This window comes from Archangium sp. Cb G35, assembly GCF_001896145.1.
Classification (GTDB): Bacteria; Myxococcota; Myxococcia; order Myxococcales; family Myxococcaceae; genus Archangium; species Archangium violaceum.
The window spans coordinates 208364-229134 of record NZ_MPOI01000018.1; the positions used below are offsets into that span (position 1 = coordinate 208364).

The following is a 20771-nucleotide window of genomic DNA, read 5'->3' on the forward strand; positions in this document are numbered from 1 at the left end:
ATGTGAAAAGGCTCCAGCGCTGGATCTCGAGGCCAGAAAAGAAGGCGGCCCGGCACCCTCAGAAAGGGGACCGGGCCGCGGGTTCTTCTCGGAAGCTCACCTGAAGGTGCTGAAGCGGTGGGGGGGAACCTCTTCAGCCTCACTTCGACGTGCTCTGTCTCTACCCTTAGCACCCGCCGTGCCAGCCCTTCCGGCACTCGAATCCCCAGTGATTCCAGGTGTCTGGCGTTTCGAGCCCGCCCTCTGCGCCGGGGCGGCTTGCAGCCATGCATTGCAGACCTGAAATGCAGTTGCAGATCTGAAAAGGCTCCAGAGCTGGAGCTCGAGGCCAGAAAAGAAGGCGGCCCGGCACCCTCAAGAAGGGGACCGGGCCGCGGGTTCTTCTAAATTAAGCTCATCGGAGACACTGAAGTGGTGGGGGGGAACCTCTTCAGCGCTACATCGACGTGCTCCGGGTCTGTTCCTTAGCACTCATCATGCCAGCGCTTCTGGAATCTCAGAGTCCAGTAACTTCAGGCACTTAGCAATCCAAGTGGCGACCGAGGCCCCGCTCCGCCCATTGCATTCCTGCAATCCGTTTGCAGAAGTGAAAAACCGCAATCATCTCAAGCACTTCTGTTTTTCAGGATTGAATGGGCATTTCATTCCTGGCGGGGTGTGCCCTTCCAGACATCCCCCGTGCGGATTCAGTCCCGATGATCCGCCCCGGACGGACGCAGGTTGAAGCGCTTCATCTTCCGCCACAGCGTGGTGGAGGAGACGGAAAGCTCCTCGGCCACGCGGCCCAGGTCCATCCCATGCCTTTCCAGGGCCTGGGCAATGGCCCGCCGCTCGGCTTCCTCCACCGCCTCGGCCAGCGTGGGCATCCGCATGCTGGTGTCCAGGGAGGACACCTGAGGGCTCCCCACCGGTCCACTGACCTCCACGCGAGTATTGGGGCTCAGCGGAAAGTCCTCGGGCAGCAGTTCCTCCCCCTCGGCCAGCGCCGCCGCCTGCTCCACCAGGTTCTCCAGCTCGCGCACGTTGCCCGGGAAGCTGTAGCCCGTCAGGTGTCCCACCGCGGCCTCCGACAGCCGCTTCGGCTTGGGGCTGCGCGCATTGGCCCGCTTGAGGAAGTGCTCGGCCAGCTCGCGCACGTCATCCAGGCGCTCGCGCAGGGGCGGCACCCGCAGCGTCACCACGTTGAGCCGGTAGTAGAGGTCCTGCCGGAAGCGCTTCTCGCGCACCTCCAGCTCGATGTCCCGGTTGGTGGCGGCGACAATCCGCACGTCCACCTTCGTGGAGGTGGACTCGCCCACGCGCCGCACCTCGCCCTCCTGCAGCGTGCGCAGCAGCTTGGACTGGAAGGCCGGCGTCGTCTCCGTCACCTCGTCGATGAAGAGGGTGCCGCCGTTCGCCTCCTCCACGAGGCCACGCCGTGCCCGCACCGCGCCGGTGAAGGCCCCCTTGGCGTGGCCGAACAGCTCGCTCTCCAGCAGCGTTTCGGAGATGGCGGCGCAGTTGACGGGGACGAAGGGCTTGTCCTTGCGCCGGCTGTGCGCGTGCACCGCGCGGGCAACGAGCTCCTTGCCCGTCCCGCTCTCGCCCTGCACCAGCACCGTGGCGTCGCTCTGCGCCACACGCGTCACGCGCGACGACAGATCGCTCATCGCCCGGCTGCGGCCCACCAACGCGCTCAGGCCGTGGCGCTCGTTGAACTCGCCGGTGAGCAGGGCCACCGTCGCCTGCAGCTGGGCCCGCTCCAGCGCGCGCTCCACCCGGTAGCGCAGCTCGCCATCCTTGAAGGGCTTGGTGATGTAGTCGAACGCCCCCTCGCGCATGGCCTGCACCGCGGTCTCGATGGAGCCGAAGGCCGTCATCATGATGACCTGCAGGCGCGGGGCCACCTCCAGCGCCTTCTTCAGCAGGGTGAGCCCGTCCATGGGCTCCATCTTCAGGTCCGTCAGCATCAGCTCCACGCCATCCTTCGAGAGCGTCGTGAGCGCATCCTCTCCGGTGGCGGCCTCGAGGACGGTGTAGCCCTCGGAACGCAGGAGCAGCGCGGTGGTGGCGCGCATGTTCCGCTGGTCGTCCACGACCAGGATGCAACCACGAGACGGGGGCTTGGATGCGTCGTTCACGGCGGGCTCGTCGGCTGGGTGAGGGGAAGACGGAAGGTGAAGGTGGTACCACGGCCCGGCGTGCTCTCCAGGGCCAGCTCGCCGTGGTGCACCTCGACGTTGCGCTTGACCACGGCGAGCCCCAGGCCCGTGCCCTGGGCCTTGGTGGTGAAGAAGGGCTCGAAGACGCGGTGCACCAGCTCGGTGGGGATGCCACAGCCCTGGTCCGCCACGTCGATGCGCAGCACGTCCTTGTGGCCATGGGCCTCGCGGCGGGCGCGCACCTGCACCACCCCGCCCTGCGGCATGGCCTGGATGGCGTTGACCAGCACGTTGATGAGCGCCTGGCGGATGAGCCGGCGATCCATCGGCACCCGGGGCACGTCCTCCGCCACGTCCACGGCGAGGGTGACACGGCTGGAGGAGCCCTGTTGCTGGGCGCGCGCGGAGTCCAGCGCGTCCTGGAGCACCCGGGGCACGTCCTCGGGCTGGAGAATGGTATCGCGCGGGCGGGTGTAGTCCAACAGGTCCCCCACCATGCGGTTGAGCCGGTCGCTCTCCTCCGAGAGGATGTCCAGCAACATGGCGGCGTCGCCCTCGGCCTTGAGCAGGCGGCGCAGCGAGGCCACGGCGTTGAAGATGACGCCCAGCGGGTTGCGCACCTCGTGGGCCACGATGGCGGACAGCTCGCCGAGCGCGGAGAAGCGCTCGCGCTGCACCATCTCCGCGCGCGCCGCGGCCAGCTCCGCGTACGAAGCCCAGAGCGACTCGTAGAGCCGGGCGTTGGCGATGGCCAGGGCGATCTGCCCGCACGTGGCCTCGGCCAGCTCGACGAAGGCGGTGTCGAAGTTGCGAGGCTGGCGCGTGTCGTCCAGCAGCACCACGCCGATGAGCTCCTCGCGCGAGGTGAGCGGCAGGGCCAGCAGGGCCTTCTCCTCGAAGCGGCGGACGAGCTCGCGCTTCTCCATGCCCTCGACCTTCGACAGGTCCGGAATGGAGACCGGCCGGCGCTCGCGGGCCACGCGCGCGGCGACGCTGCCAGGGTCATCCACCGAAATCACCACGGAGCGGAAGAAGTCGCGGTGGGTGGCGGAGGCGGCGGCGCCCCGCAGCATCCCGGCCTGCTCGTCATGCAGGAGGATGAAGCAGTTGGAGACGTCCAGCAGCTTCACGAGGGAGTCCGACGCCACGTCCAGGATGCTGGCCACCTCCAGGGTGGCGGTGGTGGTCCGCGCCAGGTCCAGCAGCAGGCGCGTGTCCGCGAGCTGCCGGGCGGACTCGGTGCGCAGGCGGCGCTGATCCAACAGCGTCATCAACAGCTCGGACAACGTGCCCAGCAGCCGCAGGTCCGCGCCGACGAAGGGGCGCCCGGGCGGACGCAGCACCTGGAGGAGCCCCCGCGCGTGGCCGCCATGCGCCAGACGCACCGCCGCGCCACAGCCCAGACGGCCGCCCGTGGCCTCCAGCAACGCGCGCTCCTCGGCCTCGTTGGAGAGCACCGCGCCCCGCGCCACCACCGTGGACGGTGACAGGCCGCCCAGCGGCACGGCGAACCTCACCTGCAGCTCCCCATCCAGCCCCACCTGCGCCGCGAGGAAGAGCGCGCCCTCGGGCATCCGAGGCGCGTACAGCAGCACGGCCTCGGCGCCGAGCAGCGAGGCCAGGCGCGAGAGGAATTCCTCGGGCGAGGGCGGCTCGGGCTGGGCGACGAAGCGCGCCGCCTCGGCCACCGCCACCATCTCCCACCGGCCCCGCTCCACGTCCGTCAGCAGCCGCGCGTCGGTGAGGGCCGCGCCCACCACCTTGGCGAAGAGCGCCAGCACCGAGCCGTAGGACGGGGACAACCCCACCTTGGACACCCACAACACCTCCGACAGCGTGGTGCCCAGCGGAAGGTAGACGGGAGTGGAGCCATCCCGCGCGGGCCCGAACACGGGCCGCCCCTCGGACAGCGCCTGCCGCCCCAGCGCCCCGTCCTCCGGAGGCAGGGCTCCGTCCCGGGCGAGGAAACGCTCCCCGTCGCGCACCAGGAAGCTCGCGGTGAAGCCCGCGTGGGTGAGGCCCGCCAGGGCCACCCGCCGCACCGCATCCTCCGAACGGGCCGCGACGAGCTCCGCGCTCGTCTCCACCAGGCGCTCGGCCACCACCAGCTCCGCCGGCCGCTGCCCCAGCACCAGGCAGTTGATGAGCATCGCCGGGCCCACCTCCTCCACCTCCACGTACCGCACGTGGGACGCCACCTCCCACGTCCCCCCGTCCGGCCTCGGCATGAGGTAGCGCGGGGGGTCCCGTTCCGTCAGCGTTCCCTCCTCCCGCTGCCGCTGGCGCACCTCCAGCCGCGCCCGATCCTCCGGACGCACGAACTCCAGGAAGAGCTGGCCCTCCACCTGCTCCCGGCTCCGCCCCAGCATCTCCAGGTAGGCCTCGTTGGCCACCAACACCCGGCCCCCGTGCGCCACGTACATGGGGTTGCCAAAGGACTCGAGGAGGTCTCGCAGTCCCGCCTCGCTGTAACGCTTCGTCCTCATGCGCGCCGCAGCACCCGTTTCTCTCCGACCCGCAGCGTCACCTTCTCGCGGTCGAAGTACTCCGAGAGGGGAATCACGAACTTCCGGCTCTGGCCCACCAGCTCCTTGAAGGCCTGGGTGGAAATCTCCTTCTTCTCGCGCAGGTGGGCAACCAGCCGCTCCTTCAGCCCCGCCAGCGCCCCCGTGTCGAAGAACAGTTCCTCGCTGACCCGCACCACCCGGCCCTCGGCCATCGCCACCTTGAGCAGTTCCTGTACCCGGGCCGCCGGCAGCCGCAGCCGCTCGGCCAGCTCGTTGAGCGTGGGCGGCGCCAGGCCCGCCGCGGAGAGGTCCGCCACCAGCCGCGTGCGCGCCGCGTCCTCGTCCAGCGACAGCGTGCGGCCACGCCCCTTGAGGCGCACCACCTCCTTGTCCACCTCCACCTTCCCCGCGTCCGTCAGCGCCTGCACCACCCGCGTGAAGAGCCGCGCGTCCAGCTCGCCCGACAGCCGCTGGCGCAGCTCCTCTCGCGACAGGCCCTCGCGCAGCGGCTCGCGCTCGTGGAAGGCCGCGAGCAGCGCCAGGGCACGCGCCTGCAGGCCCTCGAACACCTCGCCCGAGACGTACAGCCGCTTCTCCCGGTCCACCAGCAACGCCGTGCCCCGCGCGCCCACCAGCTCCAGCGTCCTCGAGAGCACCTTGGGCGCGAGCGCCGAGCGGGCGAAGAGCTCCTGCTGCGTGAGGCCCCGGTAGCCCGACTGGCGCAGCAACCACGCCACCTGGCCTCCCGCGTCCGCCTCCAGCAGCGGCGCCACCACCTCGGAGCCTCCCTTGCGGCGGCGCGGCGGCACGATGGACAGCACGCGTCCACCCGCCAGCGTGGCGCCCCGGCCCGGCAGCACGCGCGAGCCCCGGAGGATGAAGCGCTGGCCCGGCAACGCCGCCAACGGCTCGGACAGCCGCAACTGCGCGAGCGCCGTCTCTCCCGGCTCCAGCTTCTCCAGATCCAACAATGCCACCGTGGCCTCCACCTGCGCGGTGCCCAGGTGCAGCAACAGCTTGCGGCGCTTGGGGAGTCCCTCCTCCGCCGCGGGCAGCAGACTCAGCTCCACGTCCAGCATGCGCGTCTCGGGCACCTCGGCGGCCTTCACCAGCACCATGCCGCGAGCAATCGCCTCGGGCTCCACGCCCGTCAGGTTCACCGCGGTGCGCTGGCCCGCCGCCACCTTCTGCACCGCCTCGCCGTGCATCTGCAGCCCGCGCACGCGCAACGGGCCCGGCAGGCCCGGCAGCAGGGACACGGCGTCCTCCACCGCGAAGGTGCCCGACAGCAGCGTGCCCGTCACCACCGTGCCAAAACCCTTGATGGAGAAGGCCCGGTCCACCGGCAGGAAGGCGGGGCCCTCCGAGGGACGCGAGGACAGTCCCCTCGCCACCCGGGTGAGCGCGGCCCGCAGCGCGTCCATCCCCTCCCCCGTCCTCGAGGACACGGGCACCACCGGCGCGCCCTCCAGGAAGGTGCTCGCCACCAGCGTGGCCAGGTCCGCCTCCACCAGCGCGCGCCACTCGGCGCCCAGCTCCACCAGCAGGTCCGACTTGGTGAGCGCGATGACCCCGGCCTTCACGCCGAGCAGCCGGCAGATGTCCAGGTGCTCGCGCGTCTGGGGCATGACGCCCTCGTCCGCCGCCACCACCAGCACCGCCAGGTCCACCCCGCCGGCACCCGCCGCCATCGCCTTGACGAAGCGCTCGTGCCCGGGCACGTCCACCACGCCCGCCACCGTGCCATCGTCGAGCTTCAGGTGCGCGAAGCCCAGCTCAAGGGTAATCCCCCGGCGCTTCTCCTCCTTGAGCCTGTCGGTATCGATACCGGTGAGCGCCTTGACCAGTGACGTCTTGCCGTGATCGATGTGCCCCGCGGTGCCGATGATCATCTCGCCCCTGGTTCTCCCTCCAGGCTAGGCGCCCGCCTTGTCCGGGTCCACGTCGAAGCGCCCGTCCTCGGTGACGGACTCGTAGTCCCACGGGAACACGACGAGCGAGTCGGTGGGCAGCGCGCAGAAGTTCGGGGTGAAGCCCCCGGGCCGCGCCACCAGCGAGGCGGTGTTCACCTCCCGGGCCCCCACCTTCTGGGCCAGCGCGATGGCCAGCTCCAGCGTGTCGCCACTGGAGACGACGTCGTCCACGATGAGCACGCGCTTGCCCTTGAGCTCGCGAGGCATCTCCCCGCTCAGCTTCGGCTTGACCGCGCCCTTGTCGCGGCTGCGGCGGCTGATGCGCACCGGGTAGAATTCACAGCCGAGCGCGCTCGACAGCGCTCCGCCCACGAACACCCCGCCGTGCGCCACGCCCACCACCGCCTGGGGCTTGAAGGACTGGCTGATGGTGCGCGCGAGCGACTGCACCGCGCGGTCGAACTCCGCCCAGGACAACTCCTGGACGCTCCGGTTGGAGCGGGATTGGTCCCTCCCCGTCAGCTGGCGCGGCGCCTCCACCTGGGGCGCGAGAACCATGTCCGACGGGATGGAGACGAGCTTCTCCACCTGCTTCTTCTGGGAAGGCTTGCCCTTCGTGCCCTTGGTGGGCGTTACCCGCTTGGTCGCCACGGGGAGGACTCCGGTCTGGGGTGCGGGCCGCGTCATACCCCGGGCCGCGCGGTGCCGCCACTCCCACCGGAGCCCGCCTGCCTGCCCCAGGACCGGCTCAGCTCGTCGCCTGGGCCATCGCCGCCAAAATCTCGCGAATCTCCTCCCCGGTGACGACGTAGTGCGTCGTACAGAAGTGGCAGTCCGCCTTGGCCTCGCCCTCGTTGGCGAGGATGTCCTCCAACTCCGCCCTGCCCATGGTCACCAGGGCCCGCTTCACCCGCTCCTTGCTGCAACTGCACGTGAAGGACAGGGGGTAGCGGGACATCACCTCCAGGTCTGGTTGGGGCACCAACGCCTTGAGGAGCGCCGCCGCCCCCTGGGCCGCGTGCGCCTTCACGGCGGACTCGAAGTCCCGGGCGAGCCGGTCACCCAGCTCCTGGAAGGCCTCCTGGTCCCCGTCCGGCAGCGGCTGGAGGAACATGCCGGCCACGGTGCCCAGCGGCTCGGGGGCCCCGTCGACGACGCCCGGCAGCACGGTGAGGTAGACGCGCGTGGGCAGCTGATCCGAGGTGGTGAAGTAGTGCTGCAGATCCTTGGCCAGGTCGAAGGCCTCGAGCTCCACCGCCGAGCGGTAGTACTCCCCCCCGCCCAGGTCGCGCAGCACCGACAGGAAACCCTTGTTCCCCAGCGCGGGACGCCAGTGGTACTCGCCCTCGGCGCCCAGGTGCGACACGAGGGGATTCTTGGCGTAGCCGCGCAGCACGCCCGTGGTGTCCGCGTCCACGAAGAGGCCCCGCAGGGGCCCGTCGCACTCCAGCTGCAGGTTGATGCGCGAGTCGCTCTTCTGCAGCGAGCCCAGCAGGGCGCCGGCGGTGAGCGCCTCCGCCATCAACGAAGCCGAGGCCGGCGCGGAACGGTGCAGCTCGCGCGCCCTCCGGGCGAGCTCGCTGGTGGTGACGAGCACCACGCGCAGGTCGGTTTCCTTCAACAATCCACTGACGAGTTCATCAGCCATAGCGTCTGGAAGGTAGCGTGCCCAGCCGCGGGTCGCTCGCCAATGACATTCAGCCCCAGGGCTTCCCCGGCCGGGCGCCAGCCAGCGGGGCCTCCTGGCACGCATCACCCCGGCTGATACCTTCGTGCGCCCCGGCTGGCCTCTCTGATGGCAGAAAGTCCTACCCGCGCGCGGGACCGGCTATAACCCCCTGTCCGTCCGACTGTCTCTCCTGCGGCCCCCAACCGCGCGATGTCCGGAGTATCGATGAGCACGCACGCCGCCACCGCTACCGACCTTTCCCAGAAGACACCGCTCCTCCAGTCCCGCCTGGGCTCGTTCCTCGCCGTGGTGCCGCTGAGCATCTGGGTGGTGAACCACCTGTGGGACAACCTCGCCGCCTTCTACGGGGGCGCGGCCTGGCAGAGCGCGGTGACGGAGTACAAGCACCCGTACGCGCAGGCCTTCACGTTCCTCATCGTGATGCTGCCGCTGCTCTTCCACACCGGCTGGGGCCTGGTGCGCATGTTCAGCTTCAAGCCGAACAACCTCGCCTACCCCTACTACGGCAACGTCAAGTACATCGTTCAGCGCGTGGCCGGCATGGGCGTGCTCGCCTTCCTGGGCGCCCACATCTGGCTGGCCTTCCTCCAGCCCCGCCTCATCTACGGCGGCGCGGAGCCCTTCGCCGCCATCGCCTACGAGATGCACTGGCACCCGCCCACCATCATGGTCTACACGCTGGGCGTGCTGGGCACGGCGTACCACCTGGCCAACGGCATCCAGGGCTTCGCCATGGGCTGGGGCCTGCTGGCCTCCGAGCGCTCCATGCGCCGCTTCGAGCCCTGGTCCATCGTCATCTTCCTCGTGCTGCTCGGCATGGGCTGGGGCGCCCTCTTCGCGCTCTACAAGGCCGGTGGCACCGAGCAGGTCATGCAGGAGCGCGCGCGCATCATGCAGGCGCGTGGTGTGGTGTCGGACCACTAGACGCCCACTCCTGGCGCTCACGAGGAGCCCGCGCGCCGGGCTCCGGAAAGACGAACGGCCGCCCCGGTCTCCCGGGAGCGGCCGTTTCACTTCCATGCGCCGGGGCGTACCGCCCTAGAACGGGATGTCGTCGTCCCCGCCGTTGCCGCCGCCACCGCCACCGCCACCCTCGTCCATGCCCATGGGAGGCGGACCGTAGTCGTCGTAACCGCCCTGCTGCTGGCCACCGCCACGCTGCGAGTAACCCCCGCCGCGGCCACCACCACCGCCACCACCGCCCGAGCCCGCTCCAGCGCCGTCACGGCCGCCGAGGAAGGTCACCGCGTTGGCCACCACCTCGGTGGTGTAGTTCTTCCGATTCTCCTTGTCGGTCCACTCCCGCGTCTGCAGGCGGCCCTCGACGTAGCACTGGCGGCCCTTCTTCAGGTACTCGCCGCAGAGCTCCGCGAGCTTCCCCCACACGACGATGCGGTGCCACTCCGTGCGCTCCTGCTTCTGGCCGTTCTTGTCCGTCCAGGTGTCGCTGGTCGCGATGCGGAAGTTGGCGACCGCCTGGCCACCCGGGGTGAAACGCACCTCCGGATCCGCGCCGAGGTTGCCGATGAGGATGACCTTGTTGACTCCTCCAGCCATGATGCCTTGCCTTTCCACGAGGACCGGTCCACCACGGACCGGACACATTGCGTCGGGTGGGGGCCCAACACCCACCACCGGACTCGCCCTATAGCATACCGGGCGAGTCCCCACCTGAACAGGGATTCACCCGGTCATCTCTCCAGTGCTGGGACGAGGGGCGGCCGAGCGGCCAGCGCCTCCATCACCCGCCCGGACGGGTATCGGCGGTGTGCTCGACGGCCCCTGGGCCCACCGGGACGACGGAGGCCGGAGCCACCACCTGCGTGGGCACCAAGGGCTTGGGCGCCTTCTCCTCGGCCACCTTGCGCGACAGCGCCCCATCCAGCCCGCGGGCGAACTCCGCCAGCTTCGCGTCGGTGGAGCCCAGGCTCTTCTTCAGCGCCTTCCAGAAGGGATGATCCGCCTCGCCAGCCAGCACCAGCCCGCGCGCCAGCAGCGTGGTGGCCAGCTCGCGATCCTTCACCGCGGCCCCCTTGAGCGCCAGCACCAGCTCCTCGGGCGCCGTGCGCGCCACCGCGCCCAGGCCCTCGGCCATTTCCGTCTCGGAGGTGGTGTCACCCGACGCGGCCGAGGCCAGCTCGATGACGCGCGAGAGCGCCTCCGCGTTGCCGTTGGCCGCCAGCTCCACCATGCTGCCCAGGCCCGGCACGTCCACCGACAGCTCCCGCGCCACCGAGCGCAGCCGGCCATACACGTCCGTGCCCGCCGAGTAGCTGTCCAGCAGCGTGCGCACCCCGAGGTAGTCCTGCGGGTTGGACTGGTAGAGGCTCTCGGCCACCACCGCCCGCACCGCGGGATCCCTCTCGCTGCGCCACGCCGTGCGCAGGAAGCCGATGTTGCGCGAATCCCGCTGGCTGCCCAGCGCCAGGTACGTCTTCACGCGGCTGACCACCTCCGCCTGGGGGCTGCTGGACTGCTCGCCGCCGGCCAGCTCCGCCACCGCGCGCCCGGGGCCCATCGTGGAGCCCACCGAGGCCAGGCCCGCGCCCAGCGCGTCCAGCCCGCGCACCACGGGGCCCGAGCGGCCCGGGTAGTCATTCACCATCATGGAGAAGATGAACTTCTCCCCACCGGCCGCCTGCACGTAGCCGCTCAGCGCCGACACGTTCTCCAGCGTGCCCGTCTTCGCGCGCAGCCGGCCCACCGCCTCCGTGCCGTCGAAACGGTACTTCAGCGTGCCGTCCTTGCCGGCGATGCCCAGCGAGGACAGGTACTCGGGCGCCAGCGGAAAGCGCTCGTACATGTGGCGGAGGATCCGGTCGAACTGCGCGGCGGAGAAGCGGTTGGCGTCGTTGAGGCCGCTGCCGTTCTTCATCACATAGGTGCCGCGGGGGATGCCCACCTCGCGCGAGAGGAAGTCCTCCACCACGTCGATGCCCTTGGCGAAGCTGCCCGGCGCACCCCGCGCCTCGGCGCCCATCGTCTTGAGGAGCGTCTCGGCCACGAAGTTGCTGGAGAGCTTGTTGAGCCGCTTGAGGATGAGGTCGAACGTCTCCGACTGGGCCACGTACACCAGCTTCGCCTTGGACGGCGTGAGGCCCGGCTTCACCTTGCCCTTCACCTTCACGCCCCGCGCGTTCAGCATCTGCTTGAGCGTCTGGCCGAAGTACATGGGCGGGTTGTCGATCTTCTTGTACACGCTCATGTAGGCGCCGCCGAGCGGCACCTGGCCCCGCACGACAATCTTCTGCTGCGCCCCCGCGGCGTCCGAGGCCACCGAGAAGCGGCGCGCCCGGGCGTTGCCGGTGGTCAGCGCGTTCTCCACCACGAAGAAGTCGCTCTGCGGCTCGACCTCCACCACGCCCTTGGCGCCGATGGCGTCACCGGGACGCAGGTACACGCCCACCGCGTTCCAGTTGAGGCTCAGCGCCCCCGTGGGCGCCATGTAGGCCCGGTCCGAGTCCTCCTGATCGAAGCCCGGCGGCGTGCGCTCGGCGTCGAACCACGAGTCATCCACGATGACCTCCTGCACCTCGCGCAGGCCGGTGTGGAAGAGCTCGTTCACGATGCCGTAGAGGCGCTCGGTGGTGACGGAGGGGTCCCCCTTGCCACGCACGTAGAGCGTCCTGGCCTTGATGCCATCGGACTCGGCCTCCACGAGGAACTCGGTCTCGTAGCGGTACTCGGGCCCCAGCGTGGTGAGGGCCGCCGCCGAGGTGACGAGCTTCACGTTGGAGGCGGGGTTGAGCAGCTCGTCGGCGTTGTGGCTGAACACCACGCTGCCGTCATCGAGGCTCATCATGTGGACGGCCACGCGGCTGGCGTTGAGGGGCTCGCGCTGCAGCACCTGGATCAACGAGGCCTTGAGCGCCTCGCGCTCCGCGCGCTTCTTGTCGTCCGGCGCGGCGGCACCCGCGCGCGGAAGCGTGACGAAAATGGCGACCGTCACGGCCAAGAGGGTTCTGGCTCGGTGGACCTGCACGTGCTCTCCGGGAAAGGTGAGGGCCATTATGGGAGGCGGACTGGGGAGCGGCAAGGGAGACACTTCACCGGAAGTGCCCTCGTGGGTGCCCGGCCTTCCACCAGGCGGCAAAGCGTTACCCCATCTGTGGACCAGTGTTCTCTTCTCACGAGAGAAAACGAGCAGGCGGCCAGGCGGGTTCCCCGACGGAGGAGCCTACCCACCCGTGCCGACATGGCGGCGGCGTTCCGGGGGAGTAAGAGGGCCTCCGACAGGCCTGTCCAGGGACGGAGACGCTCGAGTGCTTCTGACTACCAGGGGACAGATCGACGGTTGCGGAAGAATCCGCCCGAGGGGCCATCCGGGGGAAGCGTTGCGGCCCATACGATTGTGTCCGCGCCCTCCTCCACCCCCTTGGGCGCGTGCTCGCCCCCCATGCGCGTCTTCACCCAGCCCGGGCAGACGGCGTTCACGAGGAGGTGACGCGGCTTCAGCTCCTCGGCGAGCAGGCGGGTCAGCGCGTTGACCCCCACCTTCGAGACGCGGTAGGCCGAGCCCGGCCAGCCCTTCTGCACATACTGGCCGCCGCGCACGTCCTCGACGAAGGACTGCACCAGCGAGACCAGTTCCGCTTTCGGCGGGGGCGGGTCGAAGCGCTGGCGGAGCGCGGGGGACAGGCCCTCCAGCTCGCCCACCCCGCTGGACACCATGACGATGCGGGCGTGCTCCTCCAGGAGGGGCAAGAGGCGCTCGGTGACGTGCAGCGGGCCGAGGAAGTTCACGGCGACGGTCCGCTCGGCGACATTCGCGTCGAAGCCCTCCATGGCGATGCCCGCGTTGTTGACGAGCGCCGCGAGCCGGGTGCCCTGGCGCTCGAGCCGGTCCACCAGCTTGTCGAGGCTCTCCGGGGAGGAGACGTTGAGCGGCTCGAAGACGACATCGAGCCCCTCGGCATGCAGGGCCGCGGTGGCCTTCGCACCCTCGGCGATGTCCCGGGCCGTGAGCAACACCCGCATGCCGAGCCGCCCCAGTTGCCGGCAGACCTCGAGTCCGATTCCCCGGTTGCCACCCGTCACGAGCGCCGTGCCCGTCACCTTCTCCATGTGCCTGCCTCCTCCGCGCCGGAGGAGGTTAATGCCCACGGCCGCCCGCCCGGTGACGAACCGTATGAACTTGTCCAACAGTTGGACAAGTCCGTGAAGAGCGTGCCCGGGAGGCAGCCCTCGTCAGGCGCGAGGCCTCCGGCGGGAGACGAGCAGCGCCAGACCCACGAGCACGCCGAGCGCGAGGGCGTTCCATCCCCCCCCTGTGACACTGGCACCGCAGGACCAGCCCAGCGCGGACAGGGGGTCCTGTTGCTCACCCGGGTTCTCCCCCGATCCGGGCCCGGGTCCTGGCCTGGCCGGCGTGGCACTCGTGTCCACGGCCAACAGGAACATGCTGCTTGCGCCCGCCCCTACCCCATTCACGGTCGGGTCCAAGCCAGCGTCGGAATATTGAAGGTCGGACGAAGCCGTGGCACCGCCGATGTAGAGGCGGTCCGGATTCTGGTGGTCCACCAGCAACGCGAGGACTTCATCCCTTCCGTTCCCGCCAACATAGGAGGCCCACTCGAACTCGGGCTTCGACTCGAGCCGCACCCTCGCTACGAAACCATCGGAGGTGAAGGTGTCCATGTTCAGGGAGGTGTCGAAGCCGCCGTCCGCATTCAGGTCCGACGACGTGGTGAGTCCGCCCAGATAGACGCGTCCAGCGGAATCGGTTGTCAGGGCACGGAGCTCGTCCCTCCCCCAGCCTCCGAGAAGTGTCGTGCCCTCCAGGGCCAGGCTGCTCCCTTCATCCCTGACCACGGAAACGAAGATGTCGCTGTCCCCCTTGAGCGCATTGAACTCCGGGAAGTTGGTCGAGTTGGTGTTCCCCCACACCAGCACCCGGTTTCCGGTTCCCCCATCGAGCCGGGTCAACTCGAGCGCAGTCTCGGACTTGTCCCCCGCCATGATGACGTTTGGACCTTCCGAGGGGCTATTGCTGTTGACGCCGGAGACCAGGGTGACCAGAGCATTCGTGACGTACCCTGTGAAAGAGCTGTAGTACCCGACGGCATAGACGGAGCTGTCGTCCCTGGGAGCAAGGCGCATCACGCCTTCATCCGCCATTCCAGTCTCGGGCCCCTTGAGGCGCAGGGTCCAGTCCACCGTACCCAGGAGCGGATCGAGCCGGGAGATGAGGGCCTCGTGCTGCCCGTAGCCCAAGTCTCCATCCCCGAGCTCCACCCAATTGGCCGTGTATCCGGCGACCAACAGCCGTCCGTCCGGACCCCAGTGCAGGTCGGCGATGTTGTCGTCCTCATGGCCCCAGTCCACCCGTCTGACCCAGTCGAGCTTCTTTCCAGAAGGATCGAGCCGGGCCACGAAGCCATCGGCGAAGCTGTTGAGGCCCACTCCCCCATCATGAGCGCTGACCGCTATACCGCCGTCGGACAGCCCCCACTTGAACTCCGATGACGTCGTCATGCCCGCGACGTACAGCTCGCCCGATCCACCGAGCAGCAATTCGGTGGCGAGCTCATTGCCCGATTCGCCCATCACCGTCCACCAGTCGATCCCGCCATCCGCCTGGAACCTGGCGACGAGCAGATCATTCCGCCCGCCCCGATGCCCGATGGCAGTCCCCCCTGACGGGATGGGCGACGGGAATTCGCTGAGCGTGGCCGCGATGAAGATGTGCCCCGCGTCGCTCTGCTGGATGGACTCGACGGCATCCGAGCTACCCGGTCCCCCGAAATAGGTGTTCCAGAGCACGAGCGGATCCACCACCACCGGGCGCTCCGGGTCCGCCACGTCCACCTCGATGGCGTAGGCCCACCGCTCCGGCCCCACCGGGCGCGCATCCGTGAACCGGCAACCCACCGGCTTCAAACTCCCGTCCACCCACTCCTGCGCGCAGTGCAGCCCCTGCTCACGCAGCACGCCCTCGCCCAGGTCCACCTCCAGCGCACGCCCCTGCTCCACCACCCGCACTTCCCGGGCTCCGGCGTACTCCAACTCCACCCGCCGCAGGTCCGCCCCGCGCTCGGCCCGGAAGCCGTACTCCACGCCCTCGGCACGCTCCTCGAACCACAGGTCCACGCCAGGCAGCACACCCGGGTAGCGCAACCCCTCGTAGGTGGGAACCTCCCGCTCCCAGGATTTCCTCGGCCCCGTCAGCCGATGGAGCTTCGCCTCCCGCGGCTTCTCCGCCCGGGGCGACACCGCGCGCCCACCCGCCACACTCCAGCCCAGGGTACGGGACTGCTGGGTCCGCGACGGCAGGCTCAGCTCCACGCCCCTGTCGGTGAAAAGAGCCCGGGAGCGCAGGTGCCGCAGCTCGAACTTCCCCGCCGATCCCTTGGGCGCCGGAGCGATGCCCGGCCGGAAGACGGGCGCCATCCGATTGGCCGGCTTGTCCACGGCCGGCGCACTGGAAGACCTGGGCTGGCTCACCGCCACCCACGACACGAGGATGATTCCGGCCGCAGCCACCGCACCGAATAGACGACGAGACACGACAGCCCCCTCTTCAGAGAAAGCGAACCAGATTATCCACCGCGCGAGACTCCACCCCTGAACCGGACCCCTCACCCATGAAGGGCCTCCCGCTTCCGGCGACGAGCAAGCAACGCCAGACTGGCGAGCGTTCCGAGCACGAGTGCCCCCGGCCCACCGCTGCTTCCACTGGAGCCACAGGACCAACCCAGGGGAGACATGGGCGCGTCCACACCCGCATCCGTCCCCGCGCCCACGCCCGCATCCGTCCCCGCGTCCACACCCGCGTCCACACCGGCATCCACGCCCGCATCCACACCAGCATCCGTCCCCGCGTCCACGCCCGCATCCGTCCCCGCGTCCACGCCCGCGTCCACACCGGCATCCGTCACCGGGCCCGGAGTGGAGGCATCCTGCTCCACGGACATGAGGAACAGATCCGTCCCTCCTTTCGGCGTCTTGGAGTAGCCAGGAGTCCCCGAGGGAACCAGATCATCGGAGCTGGTGGTGCCACCCAGGAAGAGGCGCCCCGGGCGATCACTGTTCAAGGCGAGCACCACGTCCTCTCCCCCACCCCCCACCAACGAGGACCACGACAGCGGAGCGCCCGCATCGACTTCCAACCGGGCCACGAACCCCTCGGTGGACCCACTGTCGCCGTAGCTCCTGTCGAAGGGCTGCTCGAGCGGGAAATCACCCGGAGCGGCGGTCTTCCCGCCCAGGTAGACGATGTCCCTTCCGGCGGCCGCGGGGCTTCGATCAACAGCCAGGGCCAGGCCCTCGTCATCGGCCGTGGGGCCGCCGACGGCACGCACCGCCTTCAGCGCGAAGGATTCCCTGTCGAGCGTCACCACGAAGGCATCGGACACGGCGGCGGAGCCCGTCTGCAGCGGGAAGCCCGCCGAGCGGGTCGTGCCGGCCACGAAGAGGTTGGCATCGCCGGCCCCCTTGAGCGCGAGCGCGCGTCCCTCGTCGTTGCCCAACCCACCCAGGTAGAGACTCCTATCGACCCCGCCCGTCGCCGGGTTCAACCTCGCGAGGAGGACGTCATCCGTGCCCGCGGGCCCCGCATGGGTCCGAAGGGGACCGGCGAGCATGCCGGGCGAGGCCGACCTGCCCGTGACGTAGACCCTGCCCCCTTCATCCACCGTGACCGCGTAGAGGACGTCGTCGTGGGTCCCGCGCCCCATGGTGGACCACTCCAGGATGGTCGCGACGGAGCCATCCGGGGCGGTCGCGGGGTGGAGCCGGGTCACGAAGGCGTCCTTGCCCCCAGCCGTGGAGGCATCGGGCGCTCCGGGGAAGTCCAGGGAGGTGGTCTCGCCCACGACGAAGAGGCCGCCATCGGCCCCGGTGGAAATGGCGTGAATGGCCTCATTCCCGCTCGGCGAGCCCACGAGGTAGATCCACCGGAACCGCCAGGCCGCCGGATTCGAGACATCCAACTGGGCAACGAACCCGTCTTCCAGCCCCGCGCCCTTGTTGCTGGGGAACGTCCCGAAGGACTTCGACGTGGTCTCACCCGCGACGTACACCATGCCATCCTTGCCCAGCGTGATGGACCGGCCGACGTCCACCCCCGAGCCATTCAGGATGCGCCAGCCCGCGAACCCACCCCCCTCGTGGAACCCGGCGACGATCACGCCCTTGCCATCGATCGCCAACCCATCGATGCAATTGCAGGCCAGCAGGCTCGAATCGATCTCGACGGTACCGGCGACGAGGACCATCCCCGCGTCGGTGACGGCCATGCCACCGAAGTCATCGGCCAGGGAGGCACCGAGATAGGTGTTCCATTGGATGAGCGGATCCACCACCACCGGGCGCTCCGGATCCTCCACGTCCACCTCGATGACATAGGCCCAGCGCTCCCGCCCCACCTGGCGCACGTCCGTGAAGCGGCACTCCACCTCGCGCGAGGCGCCACCCGGCGCTTCCTGGGCACACCACAAGCCCTCCTCGCGCAGCACCCCCTCCTCCAGGTCCACCTCCAGCGCCCGCCCTTCGTCCACCACCCGCACCGCGCGCGCGCCCTCGTACTCCAGCTCCACCCGCCGCAAGTCCGCCCCGCGCCCGGCGCGGAAGCCGTACTCCACACCCTCGGCGCGCTCCTCGAACCACAGGTCCACGCCCGGCCGGATCCCCGGGTAGCGCAGGCCGCCATAGGAGGACACCGCGCGCACTCCCCGCTGGAAGAACGGCGCCTCACGCGGCTTCTCCGCCTGGGGCCGCACCGCACGCGCGCCGGCCACACGCCACTCCAGCTCCCGCACCGGCCGGGTCTGGGAGGGCAGGCGCAGCGCCACGCCCGTTTCGCGAAAGAGGGCACTGACACGCCCCCGCTGGAGCAGGTAGGGCCCCGGGGCTCCCTCGGGCGCCGGGATGATGCCCGGCCGGAGGGCATTGCTCAGCAATCGGGCGGGCCCGAGTGGTGCCGGGGCTGGAACCGCATGGGAAACGGGCTGGCTCACCGCCACCCACGACACGAGGATGGCTCCGGCCAGGGCCACCGCACCAAACAGTCGACGAGACACACGGCCCCCTCTCCAGAAAACGATGAACCAGCTGACGGACCGCTTCGACTCCCGTCCATCCAGCGCCTGAAACCCACGGCGCATCTATGAGCGCTTCGGCCAGACATGCGTTCCGCGTCGCGAGGCGAACAGCCACAGCCCGGCGAGCGTGCCGAGCGCGAAGGTCACCGGCTCCCCTCCCGTGCCCGTGGAGCCACAGGACCAGCCCAGCGCGGACTTCACAGGCTCCGTGTCCGGCTGCTCCGGCTCCTTGTCTGGTAGCTGCACTCCGCCGTCCTCCGGCACTCCGCCATCCTGCGGTACTCCGCCATCCGCTGGCACTCCGGCGTCCTCTGGCACTCCGGCATCTTGAATAGCCGGGTCCACGTGCATCACGAACAGGTCGTTCCCCCCGATGTGGTTCTTGAGCGGGGCCACCTCGGTATTGAGCACGAGGTCGTTCGAGCTGGTGGTGCCTCCGATGAAGAGGCGCCCCTGGGGATCACCCTGCAGCGCGAGGACCGCATCCTCTTTGTTGCCGCCCACCCACGACGACCACCGCGGAACATCCTCCCCGAGGACGACCCTGGCCACGAACCCCTCCGTCCCTCCGTCGCCGAACACCGTGTCGAAACCACCATCCACGGGGAAGTCACGCGAGCGCGTCACTCCGCCCAGATAGATGGCGTCGTTGACGAGCGTGATGGCCCGCGCCTCGTCATCGCCGCTGGTGTTCCATAGAACGCTCGAGCGCATCAGGCCAAATGTGTTCCGATCGAGGCCCATGACGAAGGCCTCGGCCGTCGCGCTGGGAGTGGTGACGGAGCCTCCCGGGAACGCCACCGACCCGTACGTCCCCGCGACGAGCAGGGAGTTGGAGGACGGCTGGAAGACGAGCGCACGCCCCTCCTCGTTGCCCTGCCCACCGATGTACATGGAGGACTCCCCCTTCCCGTCCGGTTTCAGCTTCACGATGAAGGCGTCCGCCCCGCCATCGGGTCCACTGTGGGGCCGCAAGGGTGACCCGAGCAGATCCAGCGACTCCGACCTGCCCGTCACATACACATGGTCGCGTTCATCCACGGTGACCGCGTAGGCGATGTCCCGATTGCTTCCGCGAAACACGATGGACCAATCCTCGCTGGCGGCGTTGGGGCCCGCATCGGTACCGGGCGTGAGCCGCATGATGAAGGCATCCCAACCCCGGGCGGTGGCCGGGGGCGTCTCCTTGGGGAAATTGGATGAGTTGGTGGTTCCAACGATGAAGAGGCCTCCATCGGGGCCCACGGCGAGATCGTGAACGAACTCATCTCCCGCATTCGTTCCCACGAGGTAGATCCACTCGAGGTCCAGCGACGAGGGCTCGAGTTGGGCCACGAATCCATCCTGTGTCCCCTCCGCACCATGGTTGGCGGGAATGCCGAAGGCGGTCGAGTTGGTAACACCCGCGACGTACAGCTTCTTGTCTCCGAGCGCGATGGCACTGCCCATGTCGTCATCCGCGCCCCCGAAGATCGTCCACTTGTCCAGGCCACCATCCGCCTGGAGCCGGGCGACGACCGCGCCCTTTCCGCCCGGCAGGCCCTGGAGGCGAGCACCGGACAGCCCATTGGCGAGAGTCCCGGTGACGAAGAGTTCCCCCCCGTCACCGCGGACCATGTCCCCGAAGGAGTCGTCCTCCTCGACTCCCAAGTAGTCGTTCCAGAGGATGACCGGGTCCACCACCACGGGGCTCGAGGGCTCCTCCACGTCCACCTCGATGGCGTACTCCCAGCGATCCCCTCCCACCCGCCGCGCATCCGCGAACCGGCAGCCCACCTCGTACTGGACGCCGTCCGCGGTCTCCTGGGCGCACTTCAGGCCCCGCTCATGCAGCACCCCCCCGCCCAGCTCCACCTCCAGCCCGCGTCCCTCCTCCACCACCCGCACCGCCTCCACTCCGGCGTACTCCAGCCGCACCCGGCGCAGCAGCTCCCCGCGCTCGGCGCGGAAGCCGTACTCCAGCCCCGCGGTGTGCTCCTCCACCCACAGGTCCACCCCCGGCAACACGCCCGGGTAGCGCAGGCCTCCATAGGTGGGCACGTCCCGGGCCCAGGACTCCCGTGGCCCCTCGAAGCGGTTGAGCTTCGCCTCACGGGGCTTCTCGGCCTGGGGCGCCACCGGGCGCGCGCCGGCCACTCCCCAGCCCAGCTCGCGCAACCGCTGCTCGCGCGAAGACAGGCTCAGCGTCAGGCCCGTGTCGGTGAAGAGGGCATGGGCGCTCCGGTGCCGCAGCACGAAGTGCCCTCTGGAGCCGGCCGGAGCCGGGGTGATGCCCCACCGGAAGGAGGAGGGCGACAGGACGCTGCCGGCCGGCCTGGAACTGGCAGGAGACCCGGAGAAGCCGGGCTGGCTCAACGCCACCCAGGACACGAGGACGGCAGCAGCCGCGGCCAGTGCCCCCGATACACGACGTGACATCGAAGCCCTCCTGAAAAGGTGCATGGAGGCCCGTGAGGGCCCTTTGTTCTCACGGCCGCGGG

At 69.6% G+C, this 20771-nt stretch carries 12 protein-coding genes; 1 reads left to right on the forward strand and 11 read right to left on the reverse strand.

What is annotated here, in order from left to right; genetic code table 11:
- Positions 1-686: 686 nt before the first annotated feature.
- The 5 genes from BO221_RS44350 to BO221_RS44370 all read right to left on the reverse strand — a co-directional run bounded on the left by BO221_RS44350 (position 687) and on the right by BO221_RS44370 (position 8209).
- Positions 687-2120: a sigma-54 dependent transcriptional regulator gene (locus BO221_RS44350; protein ID WP_233166535.1), complete on the reverse strand. Its 1434-nt coding sequence runs from the start codon at positions 2118-2120 to the stop codon at positions 687-689.
- On the reverse strand, positions 2117-4627 hold the full coding sequence (locus BO221_RS44355; protein WP_073566978.1) for an ATP-binding protein: 2511 nt from the start codon (positions 4625-4627) through the stop codon (positions 2117-2119). Before BO221_RS44355 ends, BO221_RS44350 begins: the two co-directional genes overlap by 4 nt.
- Entirely contained in the window at positions 4624-6540 is a 1917-nt protein-coding gene (selB, locus tag BO221_RS44360; RefSeq protein ID WP_073566979.1) for a selenocysteine-specific translation elongation factor, read from the reverse strand. The genes BO221_RS44355 and selB overlap by 4 nt, the downstream gene beginning before the upstream one ends.
- A 24-nt stretch (positions 6541-6564) precedes the next feature.
- Entirely contained in the window at positions 6565-7212 is a 648-nt protein-coding gene (locus BO221_RS44365) for a phosphoribosyltransferase (RefSeq protein ID WP_073567050.1), read from the reverse strand.
- 97 nt (positions 7213-7309) lie between these two features.
- Positions 7310-8209: an Hsp33 family molecular chaperone HslO gene (locus BO221_RS44370; RefSeq protein WP_073566980.1), complete on the reverse strand. Its 900-nt coding sequence runs from the start codon at positions 8207-8209 to the stop codon at positions 7310-7312.
- Positions 8210-8455: 246 nt separating this feature from the next.
- On the opposite strand from BO221_RS44370, the gene BO221_RS44375 reads away from it, so the two are divergent.
- Positions 8456-9175, forward strand: coding sequence for a succinate dehydrogenase (locus BO221_RS44375; protein WP_073566981.1), 720 nt, complete (start codon positions 8456-8458; stop codon positions 9173-9175).
- Between the two features lie 114 nt (positions 9176-9289).
- On the opposite strand, the gene BO221_RS44380 is transcribed toward BO221_RS44375, so the two are convergent.
- The 6 genes from BO221_RS44380 to BO221_RS55180 form a co-directional block, all read right to left on the reverse strand.
- Complete coding sequence (locus BO221_RS44380; RefSeq protein ID WP_073566982.1) at positions 9290-9808, reverse strand: single-stranded DNA-binding protein; 519 nt, start codon at positions 9806-9808, stop codon at positions 9290-9292.
- Between the two features lie 184 nt (positions 9809-9992).
- Positions 9993-12233, reverse strand: a complete 2241-nt coding sequence (gene dacB / locus BO221_RS44385) for a D-alanyl-D-alanine carboxypeptidase/D-alanyl-D-alanine-endopeptidase (protein WP_073567051.1) — start codon at positions 12231-12233, stop codon at positions 9993-9995.
- Between the two features lie 290 nt (positions 12234-12523).
- Positions 12524-13315, reverse strand: coding sequence for an SDR family oxidoreductase (locus tag BO221_RS44390; RefSeq protein ID WP_073566983.1), 792 nt, complete (start codon positions 13313-13315; stop codon positions 12524-12526).
- Between the two features lie 123 nt (positions 13316-13438).
- Positions 13439-15757: a hypothetical protein gene (locus BO221_RS44395; RefSeq protein WP_143196036.1), complete on the reverse strand. Its 2319-nt coding sequence runs from the start codon at positions 15755-15757 to the stop codon at positions 13439-13441.
- 71 nt (positions 15758-15828) lie between these two features.
- Positions 15829-18270, reverse strand: a complete 2442-nt coding sequence (locus tag BO221_RS55175; RefSeq protein WP_158080023.1) for an MYXO-CTERM sorting domain-containing protein — start codon at positions 18268-18270, stop codon at positions 15829-15831.
- Positions 18271-18354: 84 nt separating this feature from the next.
- Positions 18355-20709 (reverse strand): hypothetical protein, encoded by a 2355-nt coding sequence (locus BO221_RS55180; RefSeq protein WP_158080024.1) that lies wholly within the window; start codon positions 20707-20709, stop codon positions 18355-18357.
- Between the last annotated feature and the right edge of the window lie 62 nt (positions 20710-20771).

Coding starts and splice junctions, on each gene's coding strand:
- BO221_RS44355 (WP_073566978.1), bottom strand. CDS start 4,627: ATGAGGACGAAGCGTTACAGCGAGGCGGGACTGCGAGACCTCCTCGAG.
- selB (WP_073566979.1), bottom strand. CDS start 6,540: ATGATCATCGGCACCGCGGGGCACATCGATCACGGCAAGACGTCACTG.
- BO221_RS44370 (WP_073566980.1), bottom strand. CDS start 8,209: ATGGCTGATGAACTCGTCAGTGGATTGTTGAAGGAAACCGACCTGCGC.
- BO221_RS44375 (WP_073566981.1), top strand. CDS start 8,456: ATGAGCACGCACGCCGCCACCGCTACCGACCTTTCCCAGAAGACACCG.
- BO221_RS44380 (WP_073566982.1), bottom strand. CDS start 9,808: ATGGCTGGAGGAGTCAACAAGGTCATCCTCATCGGCAACCTCGGCGCG.
- BO221_RS44390 (WP_073566983.1), bottom strand. CDS start 13,315: ATGGAGAAGGTGACGGGCACGGCGCTCGTGACGGGTGGCAACCGGGGA.
- BO221_RS55180 (WP_158080024.1), bottom strand. CDS start 20,709: ATGTCACGTCGTGTATCGGGGGCACTGGCCGCGGCTGCTGCCGTCCTC.